Origin of the sequence: Pseudonocardia halophobica (assembly GCF_027922425.1) — a bacterium.
GTDB lineage: Bacteria > Actinomycetota > Actinomycetes > Mycobacteriales > Pseudonocardiaceae > Pseudonocardia > Pseudonocardia halophobica.
Genome location: NZ_BSFQ01000005.1, coordinates 325,457 through 341,607, shown reverse-complemented (window position 1 = coordinate 341,607; position 16,151 = coordinate 325,457). Strand labels below are relative to the sequence as shown.

The window sequence follows — 16,151 nt, the reverse complement described above, 5'->3', positions numbered from 1 at the left end:
TCCTAAGCCCGCTTGGCCTCCGACTTGGGAGCGGCCGGGGCGGCCGGGGCGGCCGGGGCGGCCGGGGCGGCCGGGGCGGGGGCCAGGGGCCGGGTGGCCGCGGCCGGCTCCCCGACGACCGTGACCGCCCCGTCGGGCCCGACGACCAGCCGGGCCGGGTCCTGCACCGGGACCATGCCCAGCTCGGTGGCCCGCTGGGCCAGCGCCGGCGCCGACTCCATCGACGCCACCTCGCGGTGCAGCCGCTCGCTCTGCTCGGTCAGGTTCCGCGCCGCCGTCCGGGCGTCCTGCAGGGTGTAGGAGTCCGCGGCGGCCGCGGTGGACAGCCACAGCGTGAGCACCAGCCCGGTCGCGAGCAGCGCCATGATCAGCAGGACGAACTGCGCGCGGCCGCCGGTGGCGGTCCTCTGCCCGGCGCGCCGGGGTGTCCCGACGAGCCGGCGGGTGCGTTGGTCACGGCGCGCGTACGCGGCCTTGGCCGCCCCGGACCCGCGCCGCTGCGCGGGGACGGTGACGCTCCCCCGCTGGGCGGGAATGCGGCGGCTCGGCGCCTCGGTGCCCGTCCAGCTCACCGACACCGAGGGGCGACGGGTGCGGGTCCGGTCCGCGACCGGGGCACTCACGCCGCACCGCCGGTGACGTCCGCCGGGTTGCTGCCGTCGTGTCGGATCATGCTGCGACCTCCCGGATGCGCTCGGCGGCCCGGCACCGCACGGAGGCGGCGCGCGGGTTCTCTTCGATCTCGTCGTCCGTGGCGACCTCGGCCCCACGGGTCAGCAGCCGCAGCTCCGGGCCGTGGCCCGGCAGCTCGACCGGCAGGTCCACCGGGGTCCGGGAGGTCGCGCGGGCGGTGAACTCGCGCTTGACCATCCGGTCCTCCAGCGAGTGGTAGGCGAGCACGACGACCCGCCCGCCCACCGCCAGCGAGTCGAGCGCGGCCGGCAGCGCCGTCCGCAGGGCCTCGAGCTCGCGGTTGACCTCGATCCGCAACGCCTGGAACGTGCGCTTGGCGGGATGCCCCCCGGTCCGCCGCGAGGCGGCGGGCACGGCGGCGTAGAGCAGCTCCACCAGGTCGGCGCTGCGGGTGAACGCTTCCTGCTGCCGGCGTCTCGCCACTGCGGAGGCGATGCGGCCGGCGAACCGCTCCTCCCCGTACTCCCGCAGGATCCGGGTCAGCTCGGGCACCGGGTAGGTGTTGAGGACCTCGGCCGCGGTCGGGCCCGTGGTGGGGTCCATCCGCATGTCGAGGTCGGCGTCGCGGGAGTAGGAGAAGCCGCGCTCGGCGGCGTCGAGCTGCAGCGAGGACACCCCGAGGTCGAACAGGACGCCGTCGACGCGCGGAAGCCCCAGCTCCGCGAGCACCTCGGCGATCCGGTCGTACACCGCGTGCACCAGGTGCGTGCGGCCGGCGTGGGCGGTGAGCCGCCGACCGGCCAGCTCGAGCGCCTGCGGGTCCCGGTCGAGGCCGACCAGGGTCAGCCGCGGGTGCGCCGCCAGCAACGCCGCCGAGTGGCCGCCGAGGCCCAGGGTGGCGTCGACCAGCACCGCCGACCGGTCCCGCAGGGCCGGTTCGAACAGCTCCAGTACGCGCGGCAGCATGACCGGCACGTGGGAGTGCGGACCCGGCTCGTCCTCCGTCGTGGACACCTGGTCACCTCCCGCCGCGCCCCGGCCCCGCGCCCGCACACGGAACCGCCCTGCATGCACAGCGGCCCGGGACCCGCCGGCGTCCCGAGCCGCTGTCGTCCCGCTCCAGCTCCCCAGCCTGGCGGGTGTGTACCGCTCGTGCCACCGTCCCCACCTGGCCGCCGTGCGGGCCGCCCCGCCCCGACGGACCTGGCACCGGGGAAGGTGCGCCAGGGCCGTCGGGCCGGGAAGGCCTTCACGGCGTCCGGGTCGGGACGGCGACGGTGTCGCGTGTTCGAAGTCGGGGACCGCGCCGGGCCCGCGGTGCGGGCTCAGATCAGTCCGGGCAGAACCTCCTCCTGCGCCTTGGCGTAGTCCTCCTCGTGCCGCTCCTGGTACTCCTGCCAGGACTGCGCGTCCCAGATCTCGACGCGCGTGAACGCGCCGATCACCACGCACTCCTTGGTCAGTCCCGCGTACCGGCGCAGCTCCGGGGCGATCGCGATCCGGCCCTGGCCGTCGGGGTTCTGCTCGTCGGTTCCCGCGAAGAGGTTCCGCTGGAAGGCACGGGCCGACTCGCTGGTCAGCGGCGCCGAGGCGACCTTGGTGGCCATCTCCGTGAAGGCCTCGCGGGTGAACACGTAGAGGCAGTGGTCCTGCCCTTTCGTGACCATGCACCCGCCCCGCAGTTCGTCCCGGAACTTCGCCGGCAGCGTGAGCCGCCCCTTGTCGTCCAACCGAGGGGTGTAGGTGCCGAGGAACACCCGCCCCACCTCATCTCGGAGCCCCGTCTCGCTCCAACGGCGGCCACATTACCCCACTTCCCCCCACCGTCAACTCGAACAGACCCCTGACGAGGCCTCCGTTCGGTGTTTCAGCAGGTCGGATGACGTGGGGCCCGGTGGGGGGAATCCGGCGGCGGACGCGTTCGGGCACCGCCCCCCACCAGCACCGCTTCCGCAAAACCGCAGGTCACGGAGGTGGGGGTGTAACGGTGGGGCGGGGTGGGGCGAGAGGTGGGGGACGGTGGAGGCCGTCGGTGGGGCGCCGTGGGGGGACCGGGCGGGGGCCCCGGACGGACGCCCCGGCGGGGTGGACGTGACACGTCCGGGGGACGCTCCCCGCACCCGTTTGACAGACTGGGGTGCAGAGTTCCCGTGTTCTTCTGCAGTTCCCCGTGTCCGACCCGTCCGCGGACGCCCACGAACAGGAGCAGGCTTGACCACCAGCAGCCGTCAGGGCCCGCCGGTGACCGGCGAGAGCGTGCCCGAGCCCCCGCCGCTGGCCGCCGTCGCCGACCTCACCGGCCGCATCGCGCAGAACGTGCAGCGGATCATCGTGGGCAAGCCGGAGGTCGTCCGGCTGGCGCTGGTCACCCTCCTCGCCGAGGGCCACCTGCTCGTGGAGGACGTCCCCGGGGTCGGCAAGACGTCGCTGGCCAAGGCGCTCGCCCGCTCGCTCGACTGCTCGGTCAGCCGTGTGCAGTTCACCCCGGACCTCCTGCCGGGCGACATCACCGGCATGTCCGTCTACAACCGGCAGACCGGGGAGTTCGAGTTTCGGCCCGGCCCCGTGTTCGCCAACGTCGTGATCGCGGACGAGATCAACCGCGCCTCGCCGAAGACCCAGTCGGCGCTGCTGGAGTGCATGGCCGAGCACCAGGTGACCGTCGACGGCGGCACCTACGGGCTGGCGAGCCCCTTCATGGTGGTCGCCACGCAGAACCCGGTCGAGATGGACGGCACCTACCCGCTGCCCGAGGCGCAGCGGGACCGCTTCACCGCGCGGATCAGCGTCGGCTACCCCGACCCGGCCGCCGAGCTCGCGATGATCGACGAGCACGCGGGCGCCGACCCGCTCGACACCCTGCGCCCGGTGGCCGACGCCCGCACCGTCCGCTCGGTCATCGAGGCCGTCCGCCGCATCCGGGTCGGCCAGGAGGTGCGGCAGTACTGCGTCGACCTGGTCGGCGCCACCCGGCGCCAGCCCGAGCTGCGGCTCGGCGCCTCCCCGCGCGCCACCCTGCACCTGGTGCGGGCGGCGCGGGCCCAGGCGGCGCTCGCCGGTCGCGGCTACGTCGTCCCGGACGACGTGCAGGCGATCGCCGTCCCCGTCATCGCGCACCGGCTGACCGTCGCCCCCGAGGCCGGGGCGACGCGGGTCACCGCCGCCGACGTCGTCCGCGGGTTGCTGTCGCGCATCCCGGTGCGGGCACCCTCGCGGGCGTGAGGTCCCGTCCGTCCGTGGGTCGGTCCGGGGCCCGCACCTTCGGGCTGACGGTCCGGGGGCGCAGCCTCCTGGCCGGCGGGGTCGCGACGGCCGTGTGCGCCGTCGTCCTCGACGAGCGCGACCTGCTCCGGATCGGGCTGGTCGTGTGCCTGCTGCCGCTGGTCTCCCTGCTCCTCGCCGTGCGCACCCGCCGGTCGGTGCAGGCCGCGCGCACGCTGCTGCCCGCGCGCACCGCCGCGGGCACCCCGGCCGAGGTCGCCCTGGACCTGCGGGGCGGGCCCGTGCTCGGCGCCCTGCGGCTCGCCGACACCGTGCCCGACGCCGCCGGCCCCGTCCCGTCGACGCCCCCGCGGTTCACGGTGCACCGGATCGGGAGCCGCGGCGCGCGCGTCACCTATCCCCTGCGGCCCGCCCTGCGCGGGGCGCACCGGGTGGGGCCGCTGACCGCGCGGGCCGTCGGCGCGCTGGGCCTGGCCGAGTTCACCCGGGAGATGCTGGGGCCCGACCGGCTGCTGGTGGTGCCGCGGGTCGTCGGGCTGCACGGGGCGCCGCGCGCGCTCGGCAGCGGCGAGGGCCTCCCCGGGGCCGCGGCCCAGCAGGGCCAGGGCAGCCCGGACGTCATGGTCCGGACCTACCGGCAGGGCGACGAGCTGCGCCGGGTCCACTGGAAGAGCACCGCCCGGCACGACGAGCTGATGGTCCGGCTCGAGGAGCGGCCCTGGCACGCGGGCGTCACCGTGCTGCTGGACCGCCGCGACGGGGCGCACCGCGGCCACGGCGCCGGCGCCAGCCTCGAGTTCGCGGTCACGCTGGCCGCCGGCATCGGCGCGCACCTGCTGCGCCGCGGCGAGCCGGTCGAGGTGGTGACCGAGGACGGCACGCCGGTCGCCGCCGCCGAGGGCGGCCTCGACCCGCTGCTCGACGGGCTGGCCGTGCTCCGCCCCGCCGCCCGGCCCGACCTGTCCGGCCCGTCCACCGCCGCCGGCCGGGACGTCGTCGCCGTGCTGGGGGCGTGCACACCCGAGCAGGCCGGGCAGCTCGCCGGCCGGCACCCCGGCGGCGGGTACGCGGTCCTGCTCGCCGTCGACACCTGGGACGCGGCCGGCGAGCCGACGCCCGATCCGGTCGCCGCGGCCGAGGTGCTCCGCCGGGCGGGCTGGCACGTCACCGTCGCGACCGCCGACCACACGCCCGAGCAGGCCTGGGACGCGCTCGTCGCCGGCAGCCCCGTGATCGCGGCGGGTACCCGATGAGGAACACCGACCGAAGGGGCCGGCCGTGAGCACACCGACCGCCGTCCGCCCGGCCCCGCCCGCCGCCGCTCCCCCGGCCGACCGTCCGCGGATCCGCTGGGTGGCCGCGGCGGCCGCCGGGCTCGCCGTCCTGCTCGCGGGCACCTGCCTGGTCGCCGTGGTGCAGGGCGGGACCTGGTTCGCCGACGGGGCGCTGATCGTGGCCGTGGTCGTCGGGCTGGGGATCGCGCTGCAGCGGCTGCCCGCCGCGGCCGTCGCCGTCGGTCAACTGCTCGGCGCGCTCCTCGTGCTCACCGGCCTGTTCGGCGACGACGCCGTGGCCGGGTTCCTGCCCGGCCCCGCGGCGTTCGGCGCCTTCGCCGAGCACGTCACGGAGGCCGCTGCCCAGATCGACTCCGGCGTCGCGCCCGTGGTGCCGACGGCCGGCATGCTCTTCCTGATCACGGCCGCGTTCGGCCTGCTCGCGGTGATCGTGCACGCCGTCTCGGTGTCCGCCGGGGCGCCCGCCGCGGCCGGGGTGCCCCTGCTGTGCATGGTCGCGGTGCCGGCCGCGCTGTCCGACGCGCTGCTGCCCTGGTGGGCGGTCACCTGCGCGGTCGCCGGGTACGGGCTCCTGCTCGTCGCGCGGGACGGCGCGGGGCGCCGCGGGAGCGCCCTCGTCACCGGCGGGATCGCGGTCGTCGCCGTCGCCGGGGTGCTCGGACTGCTGCTCGGCAGCGCGGCGACCGTCGTCGGCACCGCCGGGCGGTTCGTCAGCGGCGGCGCGGGCGGCGGCAGCGGCGGGGCGATCGGGCTCAACCCGTTCACCTCGCTGCGCGGGCAGCTCACCCAGAGCGAGCCGGTCGAGCTCTTCCGCACCACCGGGCTGCCGCGCCCGACCTACCTGCGCGCGCTGACCCTCTCCGACTACCGCGCCAACTCCGGCTGGCAGGCCGCGACGCCCCGGCCCGGCGTCCCGCTCGCGGGGCCGCTGACCGAGGACCCGGCGGAGGGCGAGCGGGTCCAGGTCGCGGTGCAGAACGTCGGCTTCCGGGACTACTGGCTCCCGCTCTACGGCCAGCCCGAGTCGGTGACCGGCGTCGACGCCGACCGGTGGGCCTACGACCGCAGCAGCGGCATCGCCTACACCCCGCGTCCCCGCGAGGAGGAGGACTGGCAGGAGACGGCCGTCCTGCCCGCGCCGTCGGCCGACGACCTGCGCTCGGCCGCGGGCCCCACGCGCGTGGACCCGGCCTACCGGGACACCTCCGGCGTCGACCCGCGGGTCGCGCAGATCGCCGCCGACGTCACCCGGGACGCCGCCACCCCCTTCGACAAGGCCATCGCGCTGGTCGAGTACTTCACCGGCCCGCAGTCGCAGTTCCGGTACAGCCTGGAGACCGCGCCGGGCAGCGGCGACGACGCCCTCGTCGACTTCCTCACCGTCGGGCGCGCGGGGTACTGCGAGCAGTTCGCCTCGGCGATGGCCGTGATGCTGCGGACGCAGGGCGTGCCGGCGCGGGTCGCCGTCGGGTTCACCGCCGGCACCGAGGGCGACGGCTACCGCAGCGTGAGCACCCGGGACGCGCACGCCTGGGTCGAGGCCTGGTTCCCCGGCCACGGCTGGACGACCTTCGACCCGACCCCGCTCACGGACGGCCGCACGGTCGTCCCGCCCTACGTCCTCGAGGCCGTGGCCGACGCCCCGCCCGGCGCCGAGCAGCCCGCCGTGCCGCAGGAGGAGGTGCCGCAGCCGGAGCCGCAGGCCGAGGCCGCGCAGCCGACGCCGGAGCCGACGCCGGTCGACATCCCGCAGCCCGATCCGACGGCCGCGGACCAGGACGGGGGCGTCCCGGTGCTGGTCCCGCTCGTGGCGCTGCTGGTGGTGGCGCTGCTGGCTGGACCGGCCGTCGCCCGGCGGGTGCTGCGGAAGCGCCGCATCGCCGCGGCCGCCGCGGGCGGCCCGGGCGCCGGACGCGCGGCGTGGGACGAGGTGCTGGCGACCTCGCGGGACCGCGGCTCGGCGGTGTCCGACGGGGACACGGTCCGCGGGACCGCCCGGGCGGTCGTGGCCGCCCACGAGCTCGACAGCACCGCGCAGGACGCGCTGCGCGAGATCGTGCGGCTGGTCGAGGCGGAGTGTTACGGCGACGAGCCGCCCGCCGAGGACGCGCTCACCGGGCCGCTGCAGGCCGTGCTCGCCGCCATCGGCGGCTCCGGCCGGCGGGGCTGGAAGTCGGGGGTGCGGACCCTCGCCCCGCGCTCCCTGCTCACCGGCCTCCGGGCGTCGGCGCAGGAGCGCACCCCGGCCGCCTGATCACGGCCGGGCGCGCACGCCGTGCGCTCATGCACGAACGAGCAGAGCCGCGGCCTCTCGGGCCGCGGCTCTGCTCGTGGTCGGGATTCAGTCCTGTTCGAACCGACGCCGGAAGCGCTCTTCCATGCGCCCGGTGAACCGGTTCTTGTCCGGCTCGGCCTGCTTGTCGTCCGACCCGCCGGCGGACTTGGCGGCTCCGCGGGCGCTGATCGCCAGCATCGTGCCCCCGAGCATGGCCAGGAAGCCGACCACGCTGACGACGGGGACCGCGCCGACGAGGTCGCGGAGCGGGGCGACCGCCACACCGACGACGAGCAGGACCAGGCCCACCGCGAAGAGCGCGATGCCCTGGAGCCGCCGGCGCCGGCTCGGTTTGCGCAGCTTGGAGCCGCGCACGGTCGAGGCGAACTTGGGGTCCTCGGCGTAGAGAGCACGCTCGATCTGTTCGAGCAGGCGCTGCTCGTGCTCGGAGAGGGGCATGACGTCCTCCGGCACAACGGTCACGGGATGTCCTGCCAACCGTGGTGCGCGGGTGGCCGGACGAGCGCCCGGGATGGGCGTCTGACCAAGAGGATACGAGGCAAAGCGCTGGTCCACTACCCGGAGGTCACAACCCGGGCAGACCGATCTTCGAACGGCCGCCCGCACCGGCCGAGAGGTGATCGATCTCACCTATTCCCGTCCAGGTGGGACAGCCGCCCGGAGTGCTCCGGGCGCTCGGAGCGCTCAGGGCGCGACGGCACGCGCCAGGACGTGCAGCCGCGCGGCGACCTCGCGCAGGGCGGGGACCCCGGCGGCGAGGTCCTCGAGCTCCGCGGCACCCCGCATGTCCGCGTGACCGCCGTCCCGGACGGCGTGGGGCAACCAGGCCTCGAGGAGCCCGTCGCCCTGCACCAGCTCGACGCGCAGCCGCCGGGTGTCCTCCAGGAGCGCCGTGACCGCGGGCCCGTCGAGCCGGCGGCGGAGGGTGTCGTCCGGCCCGTACCGCCCGTCCGGATCGGTGAGGACGGCGCGCGCCTCGTCCAGCCGGCCGGCCAGGACGTGCCAGAGCACGGCGGCGTGCCGGCTCGTGGCCAGCACCGACACGGCCGCGCCCGGGGCTGCCACCGCGGCGAGCGAGGCCGCGGCCCGCGCCGGGTCGTCGACCACCTCGAGCAGCCCGTGCCCGAGCACCAGGTCGGCGCCGCCGGAGTCGATGAGATCGGCCACGACCTCGGGCAGCTGGTCCGCGTCGCCCTGCACCGGCGTGACGAGCGCGTGCACCTCGGCCTCGCGGGCGCGGCGCTCGAGCGCGGCCAGGGCGTTGGGGCTGACGTCGACGACCGTCACCGCGCAGCCCGCCGCGGCCAGGGGCACCGCCCACGAGCCGCTGCCGCCGCCGACGTCGACCACCCGGGGCCGGCCGTCGGGCCGGGCCGACCGCGCCCGCTCGACCTCCGCGTCGAGGACACGGCGGACCGCCCCTCCGCTCACGGTTCCCGGACGCTCGCCTGCCACCGCGTTCACACGGGCAGCCTAGTGGCGCCCGCACGTGCCGTGGCGCCGAGACTGTAGGTTGATCGCCGTGCAGGTCGTCGCCACGCTGAGCCTGAAGGGCGGGGTCGGCAAGACCACCGTCGCCCTCGGTCTCGCCGGTGCCGCGCTGCACCACGGCATCCCCACCCTCCTCGTGGACCTGGATCCCCAGGCCAACGCCACCATCGCGCTCGACGTCGAGCCCACCACGGGCACCGTCGCGGACGTGCTGGACGAACCGAGCCGCTCGGTGCTGCGCCGCGCCATCGCGACGAGCGCCTGGGGCGAGGGGCTGGACGTGCTGGTGGGCTCGGAGCAGAACGAGCGGCACAACCACCCGGACCCGAGCACCAAGCAGCTCGAGCGGCTGGCCCGCGCGCTCTCCCGGCTCGACGACCCCGACCTGGGCTCCAGCCTCGGCCGCACGGACGAGAAGCCCGGCGAGCCCTACCAGCTGGTGATCATCGACTGCCCGCCCTCGCTGGGGCAGCTCACCCGCAGCGCCCTCGCGGCCTCGGACCGGGCGATCCTGGTGACCGATCCCACGATGTTCGCGGTGTCCGGGGTGCAACGGGCCTTCGACGCCGTGCAGGCCGAGCGCGACCGCGGCAACCCGGCCCTGCAGCCGCTCGGCGTGCTGGTCAACCGGGTGCGCCCGCGCAACGCCGAGCACGACTACCGGATCGCGGAGCTGCGGGAGCTGTTCGGCCCGCTGGTGTTCGGCAGCGTGCTGCCGGACCGCTCCGCGGTGCAGCAGGCGCAGGGCGCCTGCCTGCCGATCCAGTCCTGGGACACGCCCGGCGCCCGCGAGGTCGCGGCGGTGTTCACCGCCCTCCTCGGGCGGCTGCTGCGCTCCCGCTCCCGGGGCTGACCGGCCCGGACCCCACTTCCCGGCCGGCGATTACTCAGCGGTCGACGAGCAGCTCCCGCACGATCCCCACGAACTGCTCGGCCTGCCGCAGCAGGTCGTCCGCCTCGCGGCGGGTGACCAGCCGGGAGATGCCCGCCTCGGCCGCCGCCCGGGTGTCCGAGCAGGACGCGAAGAAGGCGGCCCACTCCCCCAGCTCCGGCGCGATGTCGCCGAGCAGCTGCCAGACGCTTCGCGGCCGCCCGCGCCGCTGCTCCGGGACCGCCCGCGCCGCCAGGACCGCGGCGCCGGCCCGCAGCGCGGCGAGGTACGCCGCCGGGTAACGCAGCAGCGGCTCCGGCGCGCGGTACCCGTCCGCCACGCACTCCGCGGCCTGCCGCAGCAGGCCCAGCGCCGCCTTCGACACGGGCGCAGCCGGCGCCCGCTCGCTCGTCGTGATCGTCATGTCCGCTCCTCCGGTCCTCACGCTCGCCCTGCACACCCGCACCACTGCGGGTCCCCGTGCCGTCCCCCGTGCTCTCCCCTGTGCCCTGCCCCGCACCGCTCGCGACGCCGGTGCCGGCCGGCACCCCCGGCCGCCGCTCATCCGGCCTCCGGCACGCGCACCAGGTCCCACACACCGGGGCCCGCGCGCATCCGCAGCACGAACTCCCGGGCGGGCTCCTGCGGTGACTCCGCCGACCGGGCCTCCACCCGCCAGCAGCGCAGCTGGTCGCCGCCGATCGGCATCGGCGACGGGAACGGCCACGGCGACTCCTCGATCCACCGCTCGCGGACGTCCGTCACCAGGTACCGGGACCCGCGGCGGGCGGGCCTGCGTTCGAACTCCACCGGCTCGCCCTCGAGCCAGCGGACCTGGACCGGTGCGGGCTCGCGGGGCCCGAACACCCGGGAGAAGGTGCTCACGGAGATCACTCCCCTTCCGGCCGGCTGGGACCCGGCTGGACACGAGCACCGGCCCGCGCCGGTGCGGGCCGGCGGGGTCGGTACGGACAGCGCAGACCGACCCGGGGAGGGGGTGCTTCCCCCACCCCGCCCCCGGGACCGACCTGGATCGAACATGCGTTCGACTCGTCCAGTGAAGCGTGTCCGGCGCGGGCCGTCAAGTCGGGACCGCGCCACCCCGAGGACGTCCCGGAGGGCTCCCCGCCCCGTGTGTGCACGCCCTTCTCCTACCGGTCACCACCGACGGAACCGGTGCGGTCGAGGGGCTCCGGCCGTCGGCGCCTGCCCCCTGTTGCGTCCCGTGGTGAGATGGCCGCATGACCCGCCCGCGCCCGGAGCCCGCCCGATGACCGCGGCGCCCGCCCGGCCGCGGCTGGTCGCGCTGTCGTCGGTCGAGCTGGCCGACCACCTCGGCGAGGCGCTCGACGTCTACGTGGCCGCGATGGGCTACCCGCCCGGCACCGCGCGCCAGCGCCGCAACCTCTGGCTCGAGCACACCCGCCGCGCCGGGTGGCGCTGCGTCGGTTGGATGGACCCGGGCGGCCACCTGATCGGGATCGCCTACGGGTACTCGGGCGGGCCCGGGCAGTGGTGGTTCGAGGAGGTCCGGCGGGGGCTCGCCGCGCGCGGCGCCGCCCGGGACCCCGCCCAGCCGGACTGGCTGCACGACTACTTCGAGCTCACCGAGCTGCACGTCCGGCCGGACGCGCAGGGCTCCCGGCTCGGCGAGGGCATGCTGCGCGCGCTGCTCGACGGCGTGGGGCACCACATGGTCCTGCTGTCCACACCGGAGTACGCGCCGCGCGCCCCCGGCCGGGCGTGGCGGCTCTACCGCAGGCTCGGCTTCGAGGACGTGCTGCGCGACCACCGGTTCACCGGCGACAGCAGGCCCTTCGCCGTGCTGGGCCGGACCCTGCCGCTGCCGCCGCCCCCCGAACGCGGGTGACCCCGGCCCGTCGGTGCGCCGCACCGGGGCCGGGCGATGGCACGATGACCGCCGTGCAGTCCCCGCCCGCCCCCCGCCGTGACCGACCCGGCCCCGATCCGCTCGGCCCTGCTCGTCACGGCCCCCGCCGCGCCTCCCGGTTCCGCCGGGTCGTGTCCGTGCTCCTGCTCGTGGCCATGGCGGTCGCGGCGCTGGGCGGCTGTGCCCGCGTGCGGGCGGCCCTCGCCGTGCAGCCGGACGACACCGTGACCGGCGAGATCGTGATCGCCACGCCGGAGAAGGGCCCGGACGACACGGGACCGGCGATCACCGTGCCGCCCGCCCTGGAGTCCGATGTGGACGTGTCCGAGTACCGGCAGGACGGCTACACCGGATCGGTGCTGCGGTTCTCCGGGCTGTCGTTCGACCAGGTCGGACAGCTCACCGCCGCGGGCGGCTCCGGCAGCGAGCGCGCGCACCTCACCCTGCGCCGCGCGGGCAACCGGATCGTGCTCGAGGGCGCGGCCGACCTCACCACCGTCCCGGTCGACCGGGCCGACTTCCAGCTCAAGGTCAGCTTCCCGGGCGAGGTCCTGGACACCAACGGCGACTCCGAGGCCGGCACGGTGAGCTGGAACTTCACCCCGGGCGAGGTCGGCGACGTCAACGCCGTCGTGGCCTACGACGACCCGCAGGCCCCGTCGGCCACGGCCTGGTCGCTCGGGCTCGCGGTGATCGTGCTCGGCGCCGTCGCGGCCGTGGTCGCGCTGGCCCGGCGCACCCGCAACCCACCCGTGCGCCGGTGAGCCGGCAGATCAGGCCGGGGCGGTGGGTGACGGCAGGGCGGGCTGGCGCGCCAGCCCCAGCCGCTCGACCAGCTCGGCCGTGGCCAGGGACCGGTTCAGCGTGTAGAAGTGCAGCCCGCGCACGCCCTCGCCGAGCAGCTTGCGGCAGAGCTCCTCGGTGAGGTCGAGGCCGGCGGCGCGGAAGGCGGCCGGGTCGTCCGCGTAGGGCTCCAGCCGCTCGGCCAGCCCGGGCGGCAGCGGCGCGCCGGACAGCTCCGGCCCGCGGCGCAGCGTCTTCACGCTGAGCAGCGGCATGATCCCCGGCAGCAGCGGCACCTCGCAGCCCGCCGCGGCCAGCCGGTCCCGCAGCCGCAGGAAGCCGTCCGGCTCCCAGAACAGCTGGGTGATGGCGAAGTCCGCGCCCGCCCGGATCTTCGCCAGCAGCCGCTGCAGGTCGCTGTCGAGGTCCGCCGAGCGCGGGTGGCCGTACGGGAACGCCGCCACGCCCACGCAGAACGAGCCGGACCGCTTGACCAGCCGGACCAGGTCGTCGGCGTAGGTCAGGCCCTCGGGGTGGGCCACCCAGTCGCCGAGCGGGTCCCCGGGCGGGTCGCCCCGGACCGCGAGGACGTTGCGGATCCCGGCGGCGGCGTACGAGCCGATGACGTGCCGCAGCTCCGCCACCGAGTGCGACACGGCCGTGAGGTGCGCCATCGCGACCAGCGTGGTGTCCGTGGCGATCCGGGCCGTGGTCCGGATCGTCCGGTCCCGGCTGGAGCCGCCGGCGCCGTAGGTGACCGACACGAACGCGGGGTCGAGGGGCTCGAGGCGGCGGATCGCCTTCCAGAGCTCCGCCTCCCCCTGCTCGTCCTTGGGCGGGAAGAACTCGACCGAGAAGACGGGGCGGTCCGTACCGATCCGGTCGATCACCGAAGTGCGCGGCTGCGCGGTTCGCGTGGTCACCTGTTCAGCCTACGGTCGTGCGTCGGCGCGCCCAAGGTGCGTCCCGCCGATACGCTCGCCGCGTGGTTCATCCCTCCCCGCCCACGAACGTCCTGCCGGGCCCGGCACCCGAGCCCGCGGGGGCCGCCGAGCTCCACGCGCAGGTGGAGCAGGCCCTGGCGGACTACCTCCTGCGCCGCCGAGAGGACGCCGCGGCGATCGGCCCCGTGTTCGCCGACGCCGTCGACTCGCTCGTCCGGTTCGTCCTGAGCGGGGGCAAGCGGATCCGCCCGACCTTCGCGTGGTGGGGCTGGCGCGGCGCGGGCGGCGACCCCGCCGACGCGCAGGCGCCGGCCGTGCTGCGCGCGATCAGCGCGCTGGAGCTGATCCAGGCCTCCGCGCTGGTGCACGACGACCTGATGGACGCCTCGGCCACCCGCCGCGGCCGGCCCACGGTGCACGTCGAGTTCGCCGGGCGGCACGCCGACGCCGGCTGGTCCGGCCCGCCCGCCCGGTTCGGCGCCGCGGCCGCGATCCTGCTCGGCGACCTGGCGCTGACCTGGGCGGACGACATGTACCAGGATTCCGGGCTCGACGCGGAGACCCTGTCCCGGGCCCGGGACCCGTGGCGCGGGATGCGCACCGAGGTGCTGGGCGGGCAGTACCTGGACGTCCTCACCCAGGCGACCGGCGACGACTCCCCCGGCGCCGCCCTGCGCATCGACCGGTTCAAGACGGCGGCCTACACCGTGGAGCGCCCGCTGCACCTGGGCGCGGCCCTCGCCGGCGCGCCGGACCGGCTGGTCGCGGCGTACCGGCGGTTCGGCGCGGACATCGGCGTGGCCTTCCAGCTGCGGGACGACCTGCTCGGCGTCTACGGCGACCCCGAGGTCACCGGCAAGCCCGCCGGCGACGACCTCCGCGAGGGCAAGCGCACCCTGCTGGTCGCGCTCGCCCTGGAACGGGCCGGCGACGGGCCCGCCCGGGCCGCGATCACCGGCGCGCTCGGCGACCCCGACCTGGACCCCGCCGCCGTCGAGCGGCTGCGGGACCTGTTCACCGACCTGGGTGCGGTGCAGGCCGTCGAGCAGCGCATCGCCGCGCTGACCGGGGCGGCGCTCGACGCGCTCACGGCCGCCGACATCGCCGAGCCGGCCGCGACGGCGCTGCAGGAGCTGGCCGTGCGGGCGACCCGCCGGCACCGGTGACGCGCCGGTGAGACGACTGGAGGGGCCGACCGACCACGTCGTGGTCGTCGGGGCCGGGCTCGCGGGCCTGTGCGCGGCGCTGCACCTGCTCGGCGCCGGCCGCCGGGTCACGTTCGTGGAGCGGGACGACCACCCGGGCGGCCGGGCGGGCCGGCTGGACCTCGAGGGCCCCTCGGGCACCTACCGGGTCGACACGGGGCCCACCGTGCTGACCATGCCGGAGCTGCTCGACGAGGCGCTGGGCGCGGTCGGGGACTCGCTGGCCGCCCGGCTGGACCTGGTCCGGCTCGACCCGGCCTACCGCACCACCTTCGCCGACGGCACCACCATCGACGTCCACACCGACGCCGAGGCGATGGAGGCCGAGGTCCGCGCCACCTGCGGTCCCGGGTCGGCCGACGGCTACCGCCGGCTGCGCGCCTGGCTGACCGACCTCTACCGCACCGAGATGGACTCGTTCATCGGCGCGAACTTCGACTCGCCGCTCTCCCTGCTCGGACCCGACCTGGTCAGGCTGGCCGCGCTCGGCGGGTTCGGCCGCCTCGGCCCGCGGATCGCCCGGTATCTGCCCGACGAGCGGCTGCGCCGGATCTTCTCCTTCCAGGCCCTCTACGCCGGGGTCGCGCCGGACCGTGCGCTCGGCGCGTACGGCGTGATCGCCTACATGGATACGATCGCCGGGGTGTACTTCCCGCGCGGCGGGATGCGCCGGGTGGGCGACGCGCTCGCGGCCGCGGCCGTCGACGCCGGGGCCGAGCTGCTGACCGGCCGCGAGGTCACCGGGCTGGAGCGCCGCGACGGGCGCGTCACCGCCGTGCGGCACACCGCCGCGGACCGGACCGACGGGGCCGCGCCGGAGCGCCTGGCCTGCGACGCCGTGGTCCTGACCCCGGACCTGCCCGTCGCCCACCGGCTGCTCGGCGGCGGCCCCCGGCGTCCGGTGCCGGTGCGCTGGGCGCCGAGCGCGGTCGTCGCCCACCTCGGCGTGGCCACCCCGCGGCACGAGCTCGCCCACCACACCATCTCCTTCGGGGCGGCGTGGGAGCGGACCTTCGCGGAGATCATCGACGAGGGCAGGCTGATGAGCGACCCGTCGCTGCTGGTCACACGGCCGACCGCGACCGACCCGGCGCTCGCGCCGGCGGGCCGCGACCTGCTCTTCGTCCTGGCGCCGTGCCCCAACCTCGAGCGCGCGGGCCTGGACTGGGACCGGGTCGGCCCGGCCTACCGGGACGAGCTGCTCGGCGTGCTGGAGAAGCGCGGGATCACCGGCCTCACCGGCGACGTCGAGGTGTCCGCCCTGGTCACCCCGGCCGACTGGGCGCGCCAGGGGCTCGCGGCGGGTACGCCGTTCTCGGCCGCGCACACCTTCGCCCAGACCGGGCCCTTCCGGTCCCGGAACCTCCCGCGGCGGTTCGGCAACGTCGTGCTCGCGGGCTGCGGGACCACGCCCGGGGTCGGCATCCCGCCCGTCGTCCTCTCCGGGAAGCTGGCCGCCGCCCGCGTGACCGGGGCGTGACCTTGCCGTGATCAGGCGGGGTCCGGAGCGGACGGAGGAG

16 protein-coding genes are annotated in these 16,151 nt (G+C 76.6%); 8 read left to right on the top strand and 8 right to left on the bottom strand.

Going from position 1 to position 16,151, the window contains the following annotated elements; translation table 11 throughout:
• Positions 1-2 precede the first annotated feature (2 nt).
• The 3 genes from ftsL to mraZ form a co-directional block, all read right to left on the bottom strand.
• Positions 3-623 (bottom strand): cell division protein FtsL, encoded by a 621-nt coding sequence (ftsL, locus tag PKE99_RS39695; protein ID WP_271214868.1) that lies wholly within the window; start codon positions 621-623, stop codon positions 3-5.
• Positions 624-669: 46 nt separating this feature from the next.
• Positions 670-1,647, bottom strand: a complete 978-nt coding sequence (rsmH, locus tag PKE99_RS09540; protein ID WP_269322912.1) for a 16S rRNA (cytosine(1402)-N(4))-methyltransferase RsmH — start codon at positions 1,645-1,647, stop codon at positions 670-672.
• Positions 1,648-1,958: 311 nt separating this feature from the next.
• Complete coding sequence (mraZ, locus tag PKE99_RS09535) at positions 1,959-2,390, bottom strand: division/cell wall cluster transcriptional repressor MraZ (RefSeq protein ID WP_037041303.1); 432 nt, start codon at positions 2,388-2,390, stop codon at positions 1,959-1,961.
• A gap of 484 nt (positions 2,391-2,874) precedes the next feature.
• On the opposite strand from mraZ, the gene PKE99_RS09530 reads away from it, so the two are divergent.
• The 3 genes from PKE99_RS09530 to PKE99_RS09520 are packed head-to-tail and all read left to right on the top strand — an operon-like array spanning position 2,875 to position 7,404.
• Positions 2,875-3,855 carry an AAA family ATPase gene (locus PKE99_RS09530; protein ID WP_425566527.1) on the top strand — a complete coding sequence of 327 codons (981 nt, stop codon included), beginning with the start codon at positions 2,875-2,877 and terminating at the stop codon, positions 3,853-3,855.
• 14 nt (positions 3,856-3,869) lie between these two features.
• Positions 3,870-5,108 (top strand): DUF58 domain-containing protein, encoded by a 1,239-nt coding sequence (locus tag PKE99_RS09525; RefSeq protein ID WP_037041301.1) that lies wholly within the window; start codon positions 3,870-3,872, stop codon positions 5,106-5,108.
• 25 nt (positions 5,109-5,133) lie between these two features.
• Positions 5,134-7,404 (top strand): transglutaminase TgpA family protein, encoded by a 2,271-nt coding sequence (locus PKE99_RS09520; RefSeq protein ID WP_051736849.1) that lies wholly within the window; start codon positions 5,134-5,136, stop codon positions 7,402-7,404.
• Positions 7,405-7,491: 87 nt separating this feature from the next.
• Here PKE99_RS09520 and PKE99_RS09515 read toward each other — a convergent pair whose 3' ends face one another.
• Both PKE99_RS09515 and PKE99_RS09510 read right to left on the bottom strand, forming a co-directional pair.
• A complete protein-coding gene (locus tag PKE99_RS09515) occupies positions 7,492-7,884 on the bottom strand; it encodes an SCO2097 family morphological protein (RefSeq protein WP_037041758.1) in 393 nt (130 codons plus the stop codon).
• Positions 7,885-8,130: 246 nt separating this feature from the next.
• Positions 8,131-8,877 (bottom strand): class I SAM-dependent methyltransferase, encoded by a 747-nt coding sequence (locus tag PKE99_RS09510; protein WP_156067195.1) that lies wholly within the window; start codon positions 8,875-8,877, stop codon positions 8,131-8,133.
• Between the two features lie 91 nt (positions 8,878-8,968).
• Between PKE99_RS09510 and PKE99_RS09505 the strand changes: the two genes are divergently transcribed.
• On the top strand, positions 8,969-9,790 hold the full coding sequence (locus PKE99_RS09505; protein ID WP_037041754.1) for a ParA family protein: 822 nt from the start codon (positions 8,969-8,971) through the stop codon (positions 9,788-9,790).
• Positions 9,791-9,824: 34 nt separating this feature from the next.
• Here the strand turns inward: PKE99_RS09505 and PKE99_RS09500 are convergent, their stop codons facing one another.
• Both PKE99_RS09500 and PKE99_RS09495 read right to left on the bottom strand, forming a co-directional pair.
• On the bottom strand, positions 9,825-10,232 hold the full coding sequence (locus tag PKE99_RS09500; protein ID WP_037041299.1) for an SAV_6107 family HEPN domain-containing protein: 408 nt from the start codon (positions 10,230-10,232) through the stop codon (positions 9,825-9,827).
• Between the two features lie 137 nt (positions 10,233-10,369).
• A complete protein-coding gene (locus PKE99_RS09495; protein WP_051736904.1) occupies positions 10,370-10,693 on the bottom strand; it encodes a hypothetical protein in 324 nt (107 codons plus the stop codon).
• Between the two features lie 385 nt (positions 10,694-11,078).
• On the opposite strand from PKE99_RS09495, the gene PKE99_RS09490 reads away from it, so the two are divergent.
• Both PKE99_RS09490 and PKE99_RS09485 read left to right on the top strand, forming a co-directional pair.
• The gene (locus tag PKE99_RS09490; protein ID WP_037041298.1) at positions 11,079-11,678 is read left to right on the top strand and encodes a GNAT family N-acetyltransferase; all 600 of its coding nucleotides are present in this window, start codon (positions 11,079-11,081) and stop codon (positions 11,676-11,678) included.
• A 152-nt stretch (positions 11,679-11,830) separates the two neighbouring features.
• Positions 11,831-12,463, top strand: a complete 633-nt coding sequence (locus PKE99_RS09485; protein ID WP_037041297.1) for an LppM family (lipo)protein — start codon at positions 11,831-11,833, stop codon at positions 12,461-12,463.
• 9 nt (positions 12,464-12,472) lie between these two features.
• On the opposite strand, the gene metF is transcribed toward PKE99_RS09485, so the two are convergent.
• Positions 12,473-13,405, bottom strand: a complete 933-nt coding sequence (metF, locus tag PKE99_RS09480; RefSeq protein ID WP_231498051.1) for a methylenetetrahydrofolate reductase [NAD(P)H] — start codon at positions 13,403-13,405, stop codon at positions 12,473-12,475.
• Positions 13,406-13,467: 62 nt separating this feature from the next.
• On the opposite strand from metF, the gene PKE99_RS09475 reads away from it, so the two are divergent.
• Together PKE99_RS09475 and crtI are read left to right on the top strand one after the other, a co-directional pair.
• Positions 13,468-14,592: a polyprenyl synthetase family protein gene (locus tag PKE99_RS09475; RefSeq protein WP_081923800.1), complete on the top strand. Its 1,125-nt coding sequence runs from the start codon at positions 13,468-13,470 to the stop codon at positions 14,590-14,592.
• 7 nt (positions 14,593-14,599) lie between these two features.
• Positions 14,600-16,111, top strand: coding sequence for a phytoene desaturase family protein (gene crtI / locus PKE99_RS09470; protein WP_037041294.1), 1,512 nt, complete (start codon positions 14,600-14,602; stop codon positions 16,109-16,111).
• Positions 16,112-16,151: the final 40 nt, after the last annotated feature.

What these genes read in the sequence shown, in the direction of transcription:
- PKE99_RS09515 (WP_037041758.1), bottom strand. Translation starts at nt 7,884, where the DNA reads ATGCCCCTCTCCGAGCACGAGCAGCGCCTGCTCGAACAGATCGAGCGT.
- PKE99_RS09500 (WP_037041299.1), bottom strand. Translation starts at nt 10,232, where the DNA reads ATGACGATCACGACGAGCGAGCGGGCGCCGGCTGCGCCCGTGTCGAAG.
- PKE99_RS09490 (WP_037041298.1), top strand. Translation starts at nt 11,079, where the DNA reads ATGACCGCGGCGCCCGCCCGGCCGCGGCTGGTCGCGCTGTCGTCGGTC.